Below are 18,631 nucleotides of genomic sequence, written 5' to 3'. Positions count from 1 at the left end.
GTAGCGTTATGTAATGATTTTGCAATAAAAATCATCCAACTAACTGAGCATTTGAGCTTTCAAGCGGACAATCTCGTCACGTAGTCGCGCTGCTTGTTCAAACTGCAATTCTTTCGAGGCTTTGAGCATCTCTTTTTCCAGTTTGGACAAATGTTTTGCCAGCAATTTAGGGTCTGCCAAAATGTGGCGTTCATCGGCACTTAAGGCACGAGCCTGATCCGAAATTTTCTCGTCAATTTGATCATCAGTCAGCACTTCACCGGTATCAATATCCTGGTTATTCTGACGCTTGGTACTTCGTGGTGTAATACCATGCAGGGTATTAAACTCAATCTGTTTGGCACGGCGCCGATCAGTTTCATCAATCGCCTTTTGCATGGAATCAGTGATCCGGTCGGCATACAAAATCGCTTTACCTTTCACATTACGTGCAGCACGACCAATGGTTTGGATCAATGAACGCTCCGAACGCAAGAAACCTTCTTTATCGGCATCCAGAATGGCTACAAGAGATACTTCCGGCATATCCAGACCCTCCCGCAGCAGGTTAATACCGACCAGTACGTCATGCACACCGCTACGCAGCTCATGAATAATTTTGGTACGTTCTACGGTATCAATGTCTGAATGCAGATAAGCCACCTTAACGCCGTATTCTTTTAAATACGAGGTTAAGTCTTCCGCCATGCGTTTGGTCAAGGTCGTGACCAGAACACGTTCATCCAGTTCCTTACGGATATTGATTTCCGACAGCACATCATCGACCTGAGTCAGCACTGGGCGAATTTCAATTTCAGGATCCAACAGCCCAGTTGGACGAACCACCTGTTCGGCAATTTGTTCCGATTTTTCCAGTTCATATTTTGCCGGTGTTGCACTGACATAAATCGTTGATGGAATAATACGTTCCCATTCTTCAAACTGCATGGGACGGTTATCCAGCGCACTTGGCAAACGGAAACCATAATTGACCAGATTCTCTTTACGAGAGCGGTCACCTTTGTACATGGCGCCAATTTGCGGCACCGTGACATGCGATTCATCAATAATCAGCAAGGCATCATCGGGAATATAGTCAAATAAGGTCGGTGGTGCCTCACCTGCCGGTCGGCCGGACAAATGACGTGAATAGTTTTCGATGCCGTTGGTATAGCCCAATTGCTGCATCATTTCCAGATCATAGCGGGTACGCTGTTCAATACGCTGTGCTTCCAGTAATTTATCGTTGGCCCTAAAGAAGCCTAAACGCTCCTGAAGCTCCTCACGGATGGTACCAATGGCACGCTGTAAATTATCCTTCGGAGTAACATAATGACTTTTAGGATAAATGGTCACGCGTGGAACTTTACGCACCATTTTGCCGGTTAAGGGGTCAAACCAGCGGATAGAATCGACTTCATCATCAAACAGTTCGATGCGAATGGCATCCTGATCCGACTCGGCCGGGAAAATATCAATAATTTCGCCACGGATACGGTAAGTACCACGCAAGAATTCCAGTTCGTTACGGCTATATTGCATTTCCACCAGACGGCGAATAATGTCATCACGGCTGATCCGGTCGCCCTGCACAATATGCAGCAACATGCTCATATAGGCATTCGGATCACCCAGACCATAAATGGCCGAAACTGAAGCGACAATAATCGCATCACGGCGTTCCAGTAATGACCGCGTTGCCGAAAGGCGCATCTGGTCTATATGGTCATTAATCGCCGAATCTTTTTCAATAAAGGTATCGGAAGATGGCACATACGCTTCAGGCTGATAATAGTCATAATAGCTGACAAAATATTCAACCGCGTTATTCGGGAAAAATGACTTAAACTCACCATACAACTGTGCAGCCAAAGTCTTGTTATGCGCCATAACAATAGTCGGACGCTGTAACTGGGAAATCACATTGGCCATGGTATAGGTTTTACCTGAACCGGTTACTCCTAATAACAACTGGTCGTGATAGCCTTTTTGAATACCCTTGACTAATTTTTCAATGGCTTGTGGCTGATCACCCGCGGGCTGATAGCTGGTCACTAATTCAAAAGGTTGATGACTATCCGACATATTTTTCAGCTTCTATACAATAATGCAGTTTGAATGATATGAGGGTTAAAGCTCAACATTCAATATCAATGTTTCGATATTTAGTGCTGTCCTTATATTGAGAAAATTGCAGCATTTTTGTCTTGACCGCATGCGCATTCAATAGCAACATGAAACAAAGCCTCGTGATCACAATAAAGCCTATGACTTACCATTACCATGACGAAAGTATTGTCAAAAATCTACCGGAAGATAGCGTTTTTGTTTTTGGCAGCAACATGGCAGGAAACCATGCAGGTGGGGCTGCGCGTACTGCCCTGCAACATTTTGGTGCAATGCAAGGCGTAGGACGTGGCTGGTCGGGTCAAAGCTATGCCATTCCGACCATGAATGAGCATTTGCAACAAATGCCCTTGTCGCAAATTCAGCACTATATAGATGACTTTAAAATTTATACCAAAAACCATCCGAAAATGACCTATTTCATTACCTCGGTGGGTTGCGGCATTGCCGGCTATAAAACCGAAGAAATTGCACCCATGTTCAAAGGTATTTCGCATAATGTGATTTTTCCCATTTCTTTCCGCCCTTTTGTAGAAAGAGCCTTACCCAAACTGACCCGACATTTTCTCAGAACGGTATTTACTGATGAGGTTATTTTTTCCTCTCCAGATGAAGATATTACTGCCTGTTTAGATTTGTCAGAAAATGAAAAAAGTGCCGCCCGTATTATTCTCAATACCCAAATCTACCCAACCGATAGCAATGGCCGTGATCGTAGTTTTGAAATTTCAGACATTTTGCATGGGCTAAACGGCAAGATTTTTGACTGGCAAGAGCATTCAGAAGGTTCAATGATGTTTGGCGGAGTCATTCTGGCCTTGCTGGAACTCTACAATATCAATGAAAAAGACTTTATGGATGTCTGGCAAGGTGAACGTGAAATTTCTGCACCCAAACCAGAAAACAAGGCCCGTAGAGCCAGCCGCTAAGCTTTAATCCTATTTCATAGAACCGATCTTGAAAGCCAGTTCCTGAATTGGCTTTTTTTTATCCGCCTTACTTTTTTTATTTTGAGACATAACGCTCATTAAAAATACATATTATTTTACTTATCATATTATTTTAAAATCATTTTTTACATCATATACTTGATACTTAAATTCTAAAAAATAATGAGCGTCTTGAATGGACATGCTGAACTCCCCCTTTTTTGAACTCTCTCCCGTTGCCATGTGGCTGGAAGACTATAGTGAAATCAAAAAACAATTTGATCTTTGGCGTAGTCAGGGCGTGCAAGATCTGTTCAGTTTCCTGCAAGAAGATGAATCGCGTATTCTTGAATGCGCAAAAAAAATTAAATTATTAAAGGTCAATTCTAAAACCCTTGAACTTTATCAAGCCCAAGACTTTGAACATTTATCGCAAAACCTGCAATTAGTCTTTAAAGAAGACATGACAAAAACCCATATCCACGAACTTGTTGCGTTGTGGAATGGTGAAATCCGTTTTTCCAATCCCGCAGTAAACTATACCTTGACTGGAAAGCGCCTGGATATCCAGCTCAAAGGCCTTGTATTGCCGCAACATGAACAGGATTTATCCTTGGTATTAATTACCACAGAAGATATCACTCATTACACTGAAGCCTGCCGTAGGGAAGAACGAAGCCGTCATATGGCAGAGGCACGCTTTACTTATTCTCCAACCTCACTTTGGATAGAAGATTTCAGTCGTATTAAAATTAAATTGGATCAATTACGTAAATTAGGCATTGAAGATTTTGCAACTTTTCTGGATGTGCATAATGAATTTATCATTGAATGCATCAAGGAAATTAAAGTCATTGATGTCAATCAAGCCACACTCGACCTGTTTGGTGCCCCGAGCAAAGATATTTTATTAAAAAATCTTCATATTGTTTTTGCTGAGGAAATGGTTCGAACTTTTCGGGAACAATTGATTGAATTGTGGAACGGTCATCTGCATCATCAACGTGAAGCGGTCAATTACGCGATTGATGGCAGCATTCGCCATGTGCTGCTGCAATTTACCGTATTTCCAGATTATCTGGATGACTGGAGCATTGTACAGGTTGCCCTGACTGATATTACCGCACGCAAAAAGGCTGAACATTATCTGGAATATTTAGGCAAACACGACGTACTCACTAAACTGTACAACCGCTCTTTTTATGTGGCAGAACTGAACCGGCTTGAACGCAATCTATTACGTCCGGTCTCGTGTATTTTTATGGATTTAAATGGATTAAAACAGCTGAATGACAGCGAGGGACATGATGCAGGTGACAGTCTATTACGGCGTATGGGTAACATTCTTACCCAGCTGATTCAGCATACCCGCTATTCAGCTTCACGCATTGGCGGAGATGAGTTTGTAGTCCTTTTACCGGGTGCAGATGAAGCCGCCTTACAAAATTGTTTGCAAAGTCTGCATGAGCTTTTATTGGTCGATAATCAATTTTATGCCAATCAGCCGATCAGCCTGTCTATAGGTCATGCGACAAATTTTGAGCACGAACGGATTGAAGATATGCTTAAGCGTGCTGACCTGGACATGTATCGTCAGAAAAAGAATTACTATCAGAATCATGATAGACGCAGCCAACTTTCTAGCTCGAGTTAAACATTCAAAACCCAGGGTTATACGTCAATAAAAAAGCCATGGTGACCATGGCTTTTTTATATGGAGAACTTAACGCTTGCCCATAGAGCGGCGCGTACCACGTGGCGGCATCCAGGTACGATCAGCATAGCGCTGGGGTTTAGGGCGTAAATCTTCTAATACTTCATCGGAAGAATTTTCATCTGCCTTTTTAATTGGAAAAGGCAAATTCACAAGGGGCTTTTTCTTGGGAGTATTTTGGGTGCTCATATGATTCACTCAAGGATTTCTGCGACATATTGTACGGAAAAATACCTCGCAGTGCGAGGATTGGATTTTAGCTCATTGCGCAAGCACTTTATTCATGCCAGCAATCCGCTATTTTTCACCGCATAGTAACAACAATTGATCACCTGGAACCCTCATATCACCGCTATAAATGCGTTAAAAATATATAAATATCTTCTCACTTCTAGTTTATTTTCAACTCGCTAAAACCTCATCAAACAGTAAAAATAACATGTTACATAAAATTATTTTTCTCCATGTTATTGAAACAAAACAGCTAAATTTTTACATGAATACTACCAGATTAATGTTTTTTAATAACAAAATGATTTTTCTCTAAACATAGAATAAGAAAAGTGAACGAATAAAACGAATAAACGCAACATGGACATGGAGTCCCTGAATGAAAAAAACATTACTTTGTATGATGTCGTCTATTGCTGCCTTACCTGCCCTGAGCCATGCCGATTCCCCTTATTTTAGTTTAAAAGATGGGGATGGCTTTAAACGCTTTGCTGTTTCTGTAGGTGCACTGCATGTTATGCCTCAAGGTAAAGCTCAGCCTTTTCAGGTCAATACTGCGGTTAAAAATGGTGAAGTCGCCAAGAATGGTGATATTCAAGTCGATACCGTACTCAACAATCTCAATCCAAAGGTGAATCAAACTGCACTCGCGGCAGCATTAAAAGGATTAGGCTATCTTAGTGGTGGTCAACTCAGTAGTGGACTGAGCGGAAGTTCAAAGATTCAGGGTTTAGAACAATGGAACAATCCGGGTACAGGTCTGGAGGCAGATGATGTCACTACACTGGGGATCATGACCAATTACTTCTTTACCGATCATGTTTCTTTTGAAATGAAGGCAGGCATTCCCCCCAAAGTGGACTTACAGGGCAAAGGAAAAATTTATGCGCCCTTCTCTGCTGTGGCAACACCGCAAATTGGCAACTTGCCTTTAGAATTCCTCAATATTGATTTGCAAAATGATATTTTTATTACCGATTTAGAAGCCCATGGGCCTGCTGCATCGGCACGTGCCTGGACGCCTGCCTTTGAATTCCAATATCACTTTGGTAAAACTGGTATCAATAAGTTCCGCCCTTATGTCGGTTTAGGGGTGATGTATGCTTACTTTAATGAACTGGAAATTAATCCGCGTACTGAACAGGATTTGATTGCAGCTGGTCATATGATTGCCAATATCAAACAAGGCAATGCCGGAGCTTCACTAGAAGGCAAACCAAGTAAAGCCAATCCTAAAGTAGACCTCGAAGCCACCGACGCTTTTGCTCCAATTGCCACTGTCGGTTTCACCTATGATTTTAATGAGCGCTGGTTTGCGGTGGGTTCAGTGTCTTATGCACATCTTAAAAATGAAACCACCATTACCGTATCTGATGACAGGCTGGGTAAATTAATTACCTCTAAAGCAGATATTGAAGTCAACCCGATACTGGCTTATGCGGGGGTGGGCATTCGTTTTTAAGTTCACCCTGAATAAAAAGGCGACTTTTTGTCGTCTTTTTTGTATTTATAAAACTTTCTATAACTTAATTTTATCTTTTGTTTAAATTTTATTTAATCGCCTCGCTCTTTATAATCGAATAACATAGCCACAACAAAACCCCGCATGGATGAATTATGTCAGACACCCGTTTTTCCAAACCTCTGATTTATATGTTAATTGGAAGTGCCATTATTCTGGCTTTGTCATTGGGTGTTCGTCATGCATTTGGCTTGTATCTTGTTCCCATGAGCCATGAATTTGGTTGGGGACATAATATTTTTAGTCTTGCTATCGCCATGCAAAACTTGATTTGGGGTGCGGTACAACCGATTACCGGAGCTTTTGCCGATAAATATGGCAGTAAAATTGTGGTTGCGGTTGGGGGCGCGCTCTATACCCTGGGCCTGTTGCTGATGGCGGTCAGCTCAAGTGGCTTGCTGCTGAATCTAAGTGTCGGTTTAATTCTGGGCCTGGCGCTTTCTGCGACTTCTTTTCCTGTGCTGCTTTCTGCCGTGGGGCGTGCCGCACATCCGGAAAAGCGCAGTCTTGCCATGGGCATTGCCAGTGCAGCAGGTTCTTTTGGCCAATTTATTATGCTGCCGTCCACCTTGCTCCTTTTACAAAGTGTAGGCTGGTCAGCAGCATTAATCGTCAGTGCCATTCTGATAGCTCTGATCATTCCTCTGGCATGGCTACTCAAGGCACCGATGTATGTGGCACCTCATGCTCTTGCCCAAGCCAATAAATCCGCATTAAGCGTCAAAGAAATTTTGATTATTACCAGAAATCACAAACCGTTCTGGTTCCTGTCTTTAGGCTTTTTTGTCTGTGGTTTTCAGGTGGTGTTTATTGGTATTCATTTACCGGGTTATCTGATTGATCATGGTTTTGATGCCACCACAGGCACGATTTTCCTGGCCTTGGTCGGTTTATTTAATATTGTCGGCACCTATACCGCAGGCTGGCTGGGTGGAAAATATTCAAAACCTTATTTGCTCATGGGCTTATATGGCCTACGTGGCATTGCCATTATTGGCTTTTTATTGCTGCCTTTGAGTACCTGGACAATTTACAGCTTCGGCATCATCATGGGTTTATTGTGGTTATCTACCGTACCGCTGACCAATGGTATTGTGGCCAATATGTTTGGGATAAAATACCTCAGCATGTTAAGCGGCATTGTATTTTTTACCCACCAAGTCGGTTCCTTCTTTGGCGGATGGCTGGGCGGTGTTAATCATGACATCACCGGTGACTACAATATGGTGTGGATTTTTTCCATTCTACTGAGCATATTTGGTGTATTGGTGCATTTCTTTGTCAATGAGGAGCATGTCATTCATGACTGATTCTACCCTTGGACTAAGACTGGCGATTATAGCTGCCTTATTGCTTTTATTCGCGTTTGCCATCTTCTTATGGCTCAAGACACCTGAACTGTTTGAGTATTTCAATCAAGCTTTCTGTGCCCACTAAACTGCTGATTTTTAAACACAGCAACAGCTATTTTTACACTAAAAAATACAGTTTTTATTAAAAGCTGTATTTTCAACATATTAGTTAAATTTATGCGTTTTTTCATAAACTTAGAATAATTTCTGATTTTTCAGCCAGTGCATTTTTTCTTAGATTGAGTGGTAACAAAAAACAGTCTGAGCAATAACAATGACCGCATTAACCCAACTTTCACAAGCCATTCATGATGCACCGCGCTGGCATCAGGCAGAGCAATTTCAAAACCCGAGGGACATTACTATTGTGCCCTTAGAGGGTGAAGCTTTAGGCGCTGTAATTTTTGGCCTGGATGCACGTAAAGCCCAAGCAGGTGAAACTATTTACCGTCTAAAACAAGCACTGGCCGAACATCTGATTTTAATTTTTAAAAACCAGCGCTTGGACGATTTACAGTATTTGGCCTTTGCCAGCTATTTTGGTTCCATTTTCCGCCCAAGTGCAGATAATCCTGTACTTGCCACCCAAACAGATACTGGGACACCACCCGATGTCGTTCCTGTTTCCAATGCTGTGGGACAGGGTGATTACACCGGCTATGGTGAACTTTCGCCACATGCTGATCACCAATGGACGCCACAACCTTCTTTTGGTTCATTGCTATATGCCATTGAATTACCAAAGGATGGCGGACAAACATCCTGGTTTAATACCATCAAGGCTTATGACGCTTTAGAAGAAACAACCAAACAGCATATCGATCAATTACAACTGATTACCTATAACCCCTTTGTACGTCGACAACACCTTAAAGACAATAACAGTAATGGTTATGGCAGCAGTCCTTTATATCGTTTTAAAGATCAACCGATTATTGGTCATGCCTACCCACATCCACTGGTGCGCACCCATCCTGAGAGTGGTCGTAAAGCACTTTGGTTAAATACCCATTCCGAGGTGGAACTGGTCAATTATGATGATCAGGCTGGCAGTGAATTGATTGCTTCATTGCGCGAACATCTGTTAAAACCTGAATTCCGCTATGAACATCAATGGGAACCAGGCGATATCGTATTCTGGGATAATCAGGCCACGCTACACTCTCGTCGCCCCTTCCCATCCGATCAGCGCCGTTTACTGAAACGCATCAGTCTGGCAGGCGGTCGACCTTATTAATCAATGTCATCGATCTGAAATAATAACAATAAACAATACCTCATAAGATTACTCCACAGCATCATGGCCACTAGATTTACGAATGCGCAAAATCGTAAATCCAGGTGTGGCCATGATGCTGCTTTTTTACTGTTCGGCTCTCATACATTGACTGAAAAAGGCTGTTGATTTTAACTGCTGTATCATGGAATGCAGCGATTGTTGAGTCTACGATCCTTTCATAGCGTACACAAACCCATCAAATCGTTGATTATTTTCAAGATGGTCATTTTATTTAAATATTTCCAGGTTAAATTAAAAAATAAAAGCCCATCAAAAGTAATCACTTGAAATGGGCTTTTTCATGCTAGAAATATGTATTGCAGGAAAAATACATAACAAATTAAATCTGGCCTGTTAATCTTGCTCCGGCTAAAACTCAAATATTTTTTGGATCATTATGTTGCCCTCTGTTCCCATCTTGTCAAATTTCAGTTTATTTAAAATATTCCTTAAATTAGGCTGTACGGCATTTGGCGGCCCAGCAGCTCATCTGGTGTTTTTTTATCAGCGTTTTGTGCAACAACTTAAATATCTGGATGAACAGCAATATGCCCATCTCTTGGCCTTGGCACAAATTTTACCCGGGCCCACCAGTAGTCAAATGGGCATCGCGATTGGCTATCAGCTGAAAGGTTATCCTGGTGCGCTGCTGGCATGGCTCGGCTTTACTTTACCATCCGCCCTGCTCATGACCCTTGCGGCAATGATCGGCATTCAATTTTCCAACTATTTTTCTGCCGATTTTTTTCATGTGATTCAGCTGATTGTGTTTAGTGTGGTGGCATGGGCTTTTTGGCAAATGTTGACTACTTTTTGTAAAGCCAAATGCCAATATCTCTTGATGTTTTTGGCCGGATTACTGGTTTATGTTGTACCGCTAGGAATCAATCAGGTTTTAGCCATCCTATTCGGGGCATTCGCAGGACTGATTTATCACCATTATTTCCCGCAACAAAATACGCTTAAACCTGTTGCCAAGGAATCAATCACAGCTAAAAAATCTTTTGCTTATCTCTGGCTTATTTTATTTACCTTACCTTTTGTATTGGTACCACCATTACAACATTTTTTCCCTAGTCTCTGGTTAGAAACTTTTTCAGATTTATACCGTACCGCATCTTTAGTCTTTGGGGGTGGTCATATTATCTTGCCATTTTTACAGCAAGATTTTGTTGCTACTGGTTTAATCTCGAACCAGCATTTTGACTTGGGCTATGCCATTGCCCAGCTGATGCCGGGACCATTATTTAGTTTTGCCAGTTATTTAGGTGCATTATTGCCCTTAAGTTCATCTACTGTATTGAACGCGGCTTTTGCCACCGTGGTGATTTTTTTACCTTCTTTTTTACTCATATTTGGTGCTTTACCCTACTGGTCACGTTTAATGCAACAGCCACGTTTATTTCAAGCCTTGGCAGGAATTAATGCCGCAGTGGTTGGCTTGTTATTGTGTCTGGTGGTGCAGATGGGGCAAAAATATTTACTCTCTGGCTTAGATATTGTTTTTGTTATTGGTGTCATTGCATTACTTAAAAGCAAAATTCCAGTCTGGCTCAGCATTATTGGCAGTTTCTTGGTTTATTATGCTGTGCTGCTTATCTTGAACCATTCTTTCTATTAAACAATCATGTAAACAAGCATGCTTTTTTGGCATTTAGAATTCCAATCACCCATCATATGTCCAGGCAGAATCAATTTTATATTCTGAGCTAGATCTTACTGAAACAGGACACTTTTTACTTTTACTCACTGAATATCACTAGTGTATTTTCCTTTTTCTGCTTAGCGTATTAAAAAATTGCAATAACACTATGTGGATAAAGGAGAAAAGGATGAATGAGATCCCATTTTCAGATTGTGTTCAGGCTTGTATGACTTGCTCCCTAGCCTGTACCCACTGTGCCAGCTCCTGTTTAAAAGAACAGGAGCTGGAGATGATGCGGGAATGTATACAACGTTGTCTGGACTGTGCGGATATCTGTCAGCTCTGTGCCCGCATGCAACAAAAGCAATCTCCTTTTCTAAAAGAAATCTGTGAGCTTTGTGCTCAGGCTTGCGAATATTGTGTAGAAGAATGCAGTCATCATGAGCATGAACATTGTCAGCAATGTGCTGAAGCCTGCCGCCGCTGTGCTGCTGAGTGCCGAAAGATGGCTGCCTAGAATCAAGATATAATCACCCCTACCCAGGCATGATGTTTTTATTCCTCCCCATAAACAAAAAACCCGCAAGTATTCACTCACGGGTTTTCTATCTAAAATTTAAAAAATCTTAGAACAAACGGTTCATACCATTTAATGTTGCTACACGGTATGCTTCCGCCATGGTCGGATAGTTGAACGTGGTTTCAACAAAATACTTGATGGTATTGTTTGGACTGTTCATCACGGCTTGACCAATGTGAATAATTTCCGAAGCATTATTACCAAAACAATGCACACCTAAAATTTCCAGAGTGTCACGGTGGAATAAAATTTTCAATTCACCCACGGTATCACCGGTAATTTGTGCACGTGCCAAATGACGGAAAGATGCCTGCCCAACTTCATAAGGAATTTTTTCTTCAGTCAACTGCTGTTCAGTCTTACCAATGGAAGAAATTTCCGGAATGGTGTAAATACCTGTCGGAATATCCGTTACAGGTTTAACATTCTCTTCACCACTCATGTTTGAACCAGCGCAACGACCCTGGTCATATGCAGCAGAAGCCAATGATGGCCAGCCAATCACGTCACCGGCAGCGTAGATATTTTCCACTTCAGTCTGGTACTGATCATTCACTGTGAGCTGACCACGACTGTTTGGTGTAATACCCACATTTTCCAGACCTAAACCGTCAGTATTTCCCGAACGGCCATTACACCACAAAATGGCATCGGCTTTAATTTTCTTGCCGCTTTGTAAATACATCACCACATGATCATCAAATGTTTCCAGATGATCAAGTTGTTCATTATGACGAATCAATACACCCTGCTCACGTAAACGGTAAGACAAGGCATCAGAAATTTCATCATCCAGGTAGCTGAGCAATTTAGGCTGGGTATTGATCAAATCGACTTTATGGTCCAGACCAATGAAAATGGATGCATATTCACAACCAATTACACCAGCACCATAGATGATGATTTTTTGGATGGAGAAATCCAGATCCAAAATTTTGTCTGAATCAAAGACACGTGGATGATTAAAATCAAGCGCCGCTGGACGGTATGGACGTGAACCCGTCGCAATCACCAATTGCTGAAAAACGATCGTTTCTGTTACGCCTTCAGGGCTGAATATCAATACAGTATTTTTATCTTGGATGTACGCACGACCGTGATAAATATCAATTTTATTGCGGTCATAGAAACGGGAGTGCGTTTCAACCTGTTGTTGAATTACTTTATGTGCATTACGCAGCACCTGTTTCATGGTGAACTGTTTCCAGTCACCCACTTTTTGGAACATCGGGTCACGCTGGTAACGCAAAATGCTTGATACGGTCTGACGCAATGCTTTACTTGGAATGGTACCTACATGTGTACAGTTACCACCTAACTGTTCACGCACATCAATAATTGCAACACGCTTGCCAGATTTGGCAAGTTTCATTGCCGCGCCTTCACCCGCAGGGCCTGAACCGAGAACTACCGCATCGTACTTGACGAAAGTTCCACTAACGACCTCTTTCTTACGTGGCATTCAACGCTCCTATATTTAATCCTGATCTATCTTCATTATATTATGACGTAATTAGTAGCAATTTGCTGTATTTACCTCACATATATTAAGTGATGACTACATTTATTAAATGAATATCGTTTTTACCCCATTTAGATTCAAGTCCGTTATAATAAAACCACTAATATATCTAGTATCTCCCCCGTCAAAAAACAGTGGAAAAGTTGAATATGTCTGAAAACCGTAAACCTGAACAGGGTGTCAAACTTCGTGGCGCAGAGAAAGTCGCTCGTATTCCTGTAAAAGTTGTACCTACGGTCGAAACGCCACGTAAACCGGATTGGATTCGTGTGAAAATGGCGGCTCCAGATGAAGTTCAACGCATCAAAACCACCTTACGTGCACAAAAACTGCATACCGTCTGTGAAGAAGCTGCCTGTCCGAACTTGCCAGAATGTTTTGGTGGTGGTACTGCAACTTTTATGATTATGGGTGATATCTGTACCCGTCGCTGCCCTTTCTGTGACGTGGCACATGGTCGTCCTCATGCACTTGACCCTGACGAACCTCGTCATATGGCAGAAACCATTGCCAACCTGGGTTTAAAATATGCCGTGATTACCTCAGTTGACCGTGATGATTTAAGAGATGGCGGTGCACAGCATTTCGTTGATTGTATTAAAGAAGCTCGCAGCTTAAGCCCAAAAACATTATTAGAAATTCTGGTTCCCGATTTTCGTGGCCGTATGGATGTGGCACTTCGCATTATGACCGAATGCCCACCGGACGTTTTTAACCACAATATTGAAACTGTGCCGCGTTTATACAAAGCCATGCGTCCAGGTTCAGATTACCAGCATTCCTTAAACCTGCTTAAAATGTTTAAAGAATATTGCCCAGATGTTCCAACCAAATGTGGCTTGATGGTCGGTATTGGTGAAACTGAAGAAGAAGTGATTGCACTGCTGGATGACTTGCATGCACATGGCGTGGACTATGTGACCATTGGCCAGTATTTGCAACCTTCTAAAGAGCATGCGCCGATTGACCGTTTTGTAACACCAGAAGAATTTGAACGTTACACCGCACATGGCCAAAAACTCGGTTTCAAAAATATTTGGGCTGCCCCGATGGTACGTTCAAGCTACTTTGCAGATCGTCAATACTATGGCGAACCTGTTCCGACTGTACGTCGTAAAGCTGATCCTGCCAAAAAAATTGCAGTACAAACCATTGAAGCTTAATTTATCTTGAATATAAATTTAGTATGATTGAATGATGCCAATCTAATCCATTTAGATTGGCATTTTTGTTTATCTCTTTTTATTAGTCCAAAGAGATAAAAAAATCCCCTATTCAAATAGAGGATTTTTAAAACAGAAAAACCATTAAGCCGCTTTATTAGGTACACCGCTATGAAAGCGGAATAAATCATCCGGACTTAAAATCAGGTTTTTTTCAACTTCACGAAAGTGTGCAATACGCTGCTGAATATCTTCTTTAGGATTTTTTAACTTCGAGGTTTGAGCAACATCCAATGCCAAAGCCAAATAATCCTCAAAATGCCGCGATTCAGACTTCAGCAAATAGCGGTAGTATTTACCCAAATCTTCATCTACAAGCGGTGCAAGCGCATAAAAACGCTCACATGAGCGTGCTTCAACAAAAGCACCAATAATCATAATGTCGATTAAAGCTTCAGGCTCATACGTGCGTACTTCTTTACGCAAGCCACCTGCATAACGACCGGCACTAATCGATTGCCACTCCTGACCGCGCTTGGTCATCAGTTCAAGTACTTGTTCATAGTGCAGCATTTCTTCACGCACCAACTGTGCCAACTTGACCTGTAAATCGGTAAAGAAGGTGTAGCGAAACATCAGGTTCATGGCCGTACCTGCTGCTTTTTTTTCACAATTGGCATGATCTTGCATGAGTAACTCGAGGTTATTCATGGCTTCATCTAACCATGCTTTTGGCGTTTCACATCCCAAGAAGCCCAAAACGGGCTTCATAAGATCATCATAATTTATTAACGACATAATTCTAAAAACTTATCTTGCTGATTTAATGACAGCTTTCATTTGTTGAACCGCTTGAGCTAAACCGACAAATACAGCATCGGCAATAATAGAATGACCGATATTGAGTTCATGAATTTGCGGAATGGCGGCAATCGGGGTGACATTTTCAAGGTTCAGACCATGCCCAGCATTGACCACTAAACCTTTAGACGCCGCGTATTCTGCACCTTTGACAATGCGTTCTAATTCATGCTGCTGAGTTTCTTCAGTTTCGGCATCGGCATAGGCACCTGTATGTAACTCGATGGTTGGAGCACCACAAGCCACCGCGGCATCAATCTGGGCAAAGTCGGCATCAATAAATAACGAAACGTCACAACCAATGGCAGACAAGGCCTGAGTTGCGGCTTTGACATCTTCAAAATGGCCGACTACATCCAGACCACCTTCAGTGGTCACTTCCTGACGTTTTTCTGGCACAAAACAGACATGATGCGGCTTGATTTCTTTGGCAAATTCAACCATTTCAGGAGTCACTGCCATTTCCAGATTCATGTGCGTTTTTAGTACTGGACGCATGCGGCGGACATCGTCATCCTGAATGTGGCGACGATCTTCACGTAAATGCAGGGTAATGCCTTCTGCACCCGCCTGTTCACAAATCAGTGCAGCATTGACCGGGTCTGGATAAGTGGTTCCGCGCGCCTGTCGCAATGTCGCCACATGGTCAATATTCACACCAAGCAATGCAGCCATAACAATTTCCTAACTAGGTTCTAAATTAAGATTGAGATTGAGTATTTTGAATCCACAATTGACGGCTTTTCAGCGGTCGGTCTCCCAAAAGAGAGGTGATCATTTGCCGATACAGTTGTGACAATAATTGTAACTGCTCAGGATTAAAATCCCTACCTTTTTCATATTCACGCATCGACAGAATTTGCTGTCCCAATAAAGTCGAACGTGATTGTTGTGCGGTGGCAATAAAACCATCGTTAAGTTGGAATATATAATGCTGGTTTTCCTGAATTTCCTGTTGATGAGCATCCACTGTAAAATCCAGTGCATAGCCTAACTCTTCCAGCAGGACATGTTCAAACTGTCGTAAAATTTGCCTTAAAAAAAGATTGGGCTGTTCATGCTGTGCCAACTGCTGAAGCTGTTGTAAAGTTTGATGATATTGTACAAAGGTTTGCGGCATTTCTACTTCAACCGGACATAACCGAAGGATAATTTCATTTAAATAGAAGCCAGAAAAGAAGGCATCACCAAAAAAGAAAACCGGCTGATTGACAATTTCCAGCTTGGTAAAATTTTTAAGGTCAGATTTACCCGAAGCTTGCAAGCAAATGGGTTGATATTGCGGAGGTGGCGTTTGCCTTAAGATTCCATCAACACGCCCATGCTCCTGCGTAAACAGATGCACAATGTGACTGCGCTCCCGGTATTTACGATGATGGATTAAATAACCATGCAAGAGTTCATTGCGCATGACAAATTAAATCTAGTCTTTGTTCTTTTTTTTATCAGTATCACTTTCTTCATCATCCCCATCTGGAATGACTGCCCCCACAACAGCAGCGGTACCTTTGACCACGCCTTTAGTGGTTTTATAAGCCACTTTGACAGGAACGGTGACAATCTTGTAAATACATCCTTGCAAAAACATTATACACGCTACAACAGTCAGCACTTTAATCATCACCGTTCCTTTCAAAGTTAAAAGCTAGATATCGCTATAACCTAAACTTTTTAATGCTCGTTCATCATCAGACCAGCCACCTTTGACTTTCACCCAAAGCGTCAGCATGATTTTCTGTTCGAACATTTTTTCCATATCGGCACGCGCATCCATCCCGATTTTCTTCAATTTTGAACCTTTTTCACCAATCACAATCGCCTTTTGCCCTGGACGATCAACAAAAATAGTCGCATCGATATAGGTACAGGCTGCTTTCGGACGACCAGTTTTCGCATTAATAGTCGCTTCTTCAGTCTTGAATGACTCAATTTGCACAGTCAAATCATAAGGCAACTCTTCACCTAACTGACGCATGATTTTTTCACGAATCACTTCAGAAGCCAGGAAACGTTCTGAACGGTCGGTAATTTGATCCAGTGAATAAAGTGGCGGCTGGAACGGCAAATATTTTTCAATGGTATTACGCAAATGCTCAAGGTTGGCACCACGTAAAGCCGATACAGGAACAATCTCAGCAAAGTTCATCAGCTTGGCACGTTCCTGAATTAATGGAAGCGCCTGATTTTTGTTCTCAAAAGTATCCAACTTATTGATGACCAGAATCACCGGCATTTCAGCATTTTTCAGCTTTTCCAGCACAAGCTCATCATTTTGCGTCCACTTTTGCGCATCCACCACAAACAGCACCAGGTTGACATCGCGCAGGGCTGAATGTGCAGCACGGTTCATCATTTTATTGATGGCACGTACTTCTTTCTTATGCATCCCCGGCGTATCTACGAATACGGCCTGAGATTTTTCACGGCTATCAATCCCGACAATCTTATGACGCGTGGTTTGTGGTTTACGTGAAGTGATTGAAAGTTTTTGACCCAGTAAATGGTTCATCAATGTAGATTTACCCACATTCGGGCGTCCAACAATAGCGACAAAACCACTTTTAAAATCAGAAGGAATAGTGGTTCCTTGTGAACTAAAGAATTGATTAATTAAATCGTTACCACTCTCTTGCGGCTCGTGATCAGCATCGATGTGATCGGAATGAGTAGTCATTAAGACTTTTGCTCCAATTGTTTTAAAATATCTGCCGCAACTGCCTGTTCAGCAAAGCGACGACTTGAACCTTCACCATACAACACAGGCAAGCCCTCAATAATACATTCCACCTTGAAATGCTGATTGGGAGCATCACCTTGAATATCCACCACATCGTAAACAGGGAGAGGTTTTTTACGTGCCTGTAAATATTCCTGTAAGCGTGATTTAGGATCTTTGAGTTGGTCTGTAGGCTCGATATGGTCTAAATATGGCGTGTACCACTTTAATACGATGTCTTGCAAGACTTTTAAATCATTACAATCGACATAAATTGCACCAATAATCGCTTCTACAGTATCAGCAAGAATAGATTCCCGATGATGTCCACCCGATTTCAACTCACCCGTGCTCAGAATTAAACATGGGCCGAGTTTCAAATCGTTTGCAATTTTGCCTAATGCTTCTTGACGAACCAATGTGGCACGCATACGCGTTAAACGCCCTTCATTTTCATGAGGGTAGGCTTGATACAAATAATGGGCAATGATCATCCCTAACAATGAATCACCTAGAAACTCCAGACGCTCATAGTTAGTTTTGTGACTAACCGATCGGTGGGTCAGTGCAAGCTGCAATAATTCAGGCTGTTTGAACTGATAACCGATACGGTGGACTAAGCGCATATCACTTAGTTTGGGTTGACCTTTGATCAAAACTTTTCTCGAACTTTAACACTAAATCTATATTGAGCAAGAATGGCTTTCTTATCTCATAATCTTTTTTCACTTGCAAACCATCCACATTGGTCACCTGTGCAATATCTTTAAAATTGATATCACGCACGCCATTCATATCTAACCGCTGTGATATTTGCTGAGCAAATTTCTCAGGCGTGGTATTTGCTGGACTACTCTGCATTAACTCCGCAATCTGATTATCTATTATACGATCATCCACATACGGTGCCCAAACAGCAATTGCAATTTTGGCTAAGAAAGCAAAACCAATAATTGCAATTAAAATTCCAATATAGGATGCCCCTTGTTGATTTTTACGCATTTGTTATTT

The 18,631-nt window shown here is 41.9% G+C and carries 19 protein-coding genes; 9 read left to right on the top strand and 10 right to left on the bottom strand.

From position 1 onward, the window contains the following. Positions 1-39 precede the first annotated feature (39 nt). A complete protein-coding gene (uvrB, locus tag LZZ98_RS01585) occupies positions 40-2,064 on the bottom strand; it encodes an excinuclease ABC subunit UvrB (protein ID WP_237786366.1) in 2,025 nt (674 codons plus the stop codon). A gap of 182 nt (positions 2,065-2,246) precedes the next feature. Here uvrB and LZZ98_RS01580 point away from each other — a divergent pair, with 182 nt between their 5' ends. Both LZZ98_RS01580 and LZZ98_RS01575 read left to right on the top strand, forming a co-directional pair. Continuing rightward, a complete protein-coding gene (locus LZZ98_RS01580) occupies positions 2,247-3,035 on the top strand; it encodes an A1S_2505 family phage non-structural protein (protein WP_237786365.1) in 789 nt (262 codons plus the stop codon). A 196-nt stretch (positions 3,036-3,231) separates the two neighbouring features. After that, entirely contained in the window at positions 3,232-4,689 is a 1,458-nt protein-coding gene (locus LZZ98_RS01575; protein ID WP_237786364.1) for a sensor domain-containing diguanylate cyclase, read from the top strand. Between the two features lie 69 nt (positions 4,690-4,758). On the opposite strand, the gene LZZ98_RS01570 is transcribed toward LZZ98_RS01575, so the two are convergent. Beyond that, a complete protein-coding gene (locus LZZ98_RS01570; RefSeq protein WP_086175550.1) occupies positions 4,759-4,938 on the bottom strand; it encodes a hypothetical protein in 180 nt (59 codons plus the stop codon). Positions 4,939-5,359: 421 nt separating this feature from the next. Between LZZ98_RS01570 and LZZ98_RS01565 the strand changes: the two genes are divergently transcribed. The 6 genes from LZZ98_RS01565 to LZZ98_RS01545 all read left to right on the top strand — a co-directional run bounded on the left by LZZ98_RS01565 (position 5,360) and on the right by LZZ98_RS01545 (position 11,295). Then, positions 5,360-6,442 (top strand): OmpW/AlkL family protein, encoded by a 1,083-nt coding sequence (locus LZZ98_RS01565; protein ID WP_237786363.1) that lies wholly within the window; start codon positions 5,360-5,362, stop codon positions 6,440-6,442. A 155-nt stretch (positions 6,443-6,597) separates the two neighbouring features. Next, the gene (locus LZZ98_RS01560; protein WP_237786362.1) at positions 6,598-7,812 is read left to right on the top strand and encodes an MFS transporter; all 1,215 of its coding nucleotides are present in this window, start codon (positions 6,598-6,600) and stop codon (positions 7,810-7,812) included. Next, on the top strand, positions 7,805-7,939 hold the full coding sequence (locus LZZ98_RS15480; protein ID WP_265733364.1) for a hypothetical protein: 135 nt from the start codon (positions 7,805-7,807) through the stop codon (positions 7,937-7,939). The genes LZZ98_RS01560 and LZZ98_RS15480 overlap by 8 nt, the downstream gene beginning before the upstream one ends. Positions 7,940-8,128: 189 nt before the next feature. Further along, a complete protein-coding gene (locus tag LZZ98_RS01555; protein ID WP_237786361.1) occupies positions 8,129-9,091 on the top strand; it encodes a TauD/TfdA dioxygenase family protein in 963 nt (320 codons plus the stop codon). 439 nt (positions 9,092-9,530) lie between these two features. Beyond that, complete coding sequence (gene chrA / locus LZZ98_RS01550) at positions 9,531-10,754, top strand: chromate efflux transporter (RefSeq protein ID WP_237786360.1); 1,224 nt, start codon at positions 9,531-9,533, stop codon at positions 10,752-10,754. A gap of 211 nt (positions 10,755-10,965) precedes the next feature. Then, positions 10,966-11,295: a four-helix bundle copper-binding protein gene (locus LZZ98_RS01545; RefSeq protein WP_237786359.1), complete on the top strand. Its 330-nt coding sequence runs from the start codon at positions 10,966-10,968 to the stop codon at positions 11,293-11,295. Positions 11,296-11,404: 109 nt separating this feature from the next. On the opposite strand, the gene sthA is transcribed toward LZZ98_RS01545, so the two are convergent. Next, positions 11,405-12,820, bottom strand: coding sequence for a Si-specific NAD(P)(+) transhydrogenase (gene sthA, locus LZZ98_RS01540; protein WP_086175556.1), 1,416 nt, complete (start codon positions 12,818-12,820; stop codon positions 11,405-11,407). A gap of 209 nt (positions 12,821-13,029) precedes the next feature. On the opposite strand from sthA, the gene lipA reads away from it, so the two are divergent. After that, positions 13,030-14,043: a lipoyl synthase gene (gene lipA / locus LZZ98_RS01535; protein WP_237786358.1), complete on the top strand. Its 1,014-nt coding sequence runs from the start codon at positions 13,030-13,032 to the stop codon at positions 14,041-14,043. A gap of 144 nt (positions 14,044-14,187) precedes the next feature. On the opposite strand, the gene LZZ98_RS01530 is transcribed toward lipA, so the two are convergent. Genes LZZ98_RS01530 through LZZ98_RS01500 form a run of 7 tightly spaced genes read right to left on the bottom strand, consistent with a single transcriptional unit; the run spans position 14,188 to position 18,622 of the window. Then, positions 14,188-14,841 (bottom strand): tRNA-(ms[2]io[6]A)-hydroxylase, encoded by a 654-nt coding sequence (locus LZZ98_RS01530; protein ID WP_086175558.1) that lies wholly within the window; start codon positions 14,839-14,841, stop codon positions 14,188-14,190. Between the two features lie 12 nt (positions 14,842-14,853). After that, positions 14,854-15,579 (bottom strand): pyridoxine 5'-phosphate synthase, encoded by a 726-nt coding sequence (pdxJ, locus tag LZZ98_RS01525; RefSeq protein WP_237786357.1) that lies wholly within the window; start codon positions 15,577-15,579, stop codon positions 14,854-14,856. A gap of 25 nt (positions 15,580-15,604) precedes the next feature. Then, complete coding sequence (gene recO / locus LZZ98_RS01520; protein WP_237786356.1) at positions 15,605-16,315, bottom strand: DNA repair protein RecO; 711 nt, start codon at positions 16,313-16,315, stop codon at positions 15,605-15,607. Between the two features lie 12 nt (positions 16,316-16,327). Further along, positions 16,328-16,525, bottom strand: a complete 198-nt coding sequence (locus LZZ98_RS01515) for an NF038104 family lipoprotein (RefSeq protein ID WP_237786355.1) — start codon at positions 16,523-16,525, stop codon at positions 16,328-16,330. A 24-nt stretch (positions 16,526-16,549) separates the two neighbouring features. Further along, a complete protein-coding gene (gene era / locus LZZ98_RS01510) occupies positions 16,550-17,578 on the bottom strand; it encodes a GTPase Era (RefSeq protein ID WP_237786354.1) in 1,029 nt (342 codons plus the stop codon). Then, on the bottom strand, positions 17,578-18,276 hold the full coding sequence (gene rnc / locus LZZ98_RS01505; protein ID WP_086175563.1) for a ribonuclease III: 699 nt from the start codon (positions 18,274-18,276) through the stop codon (positions 17,578-17,580). The genes era and rnc overlap by 1 nt, the downstream gene beginning before the upstream one ends. After that, positions 18,248-18,622, bottom strand: coding sequence for a DUF4845 domain-containing protein (locus LZZ98_RS01500; RefSeq protein ID WP_237786353.1), 375 nt, complete (start codon positions 18,620-18,622; stop codon positions 18,248-18,250). The genes rnc and LZZ98_RS01500 overlap by 29 nt, the downstream gene beginning before the upstream one ends. Positions 18,623-18,631: the final 9 nt, after the last annotated feature.

Origin of the sequence: Acinetobacter sp. SM34 (genome assembly GCF_022012365.1) — a bacterium.
In the GTDB taxonomy this organism is placed as follows: Bacteria; Pseudomonadota; Gammaproteobacteria; order Pseudomonadales; family Moraxellaceae; genus Acinetobacter.
Note: the sequence above shows the minus strand (reverse complement) of the source record. Positions and strands in the feature narration are given on the sequence as shown.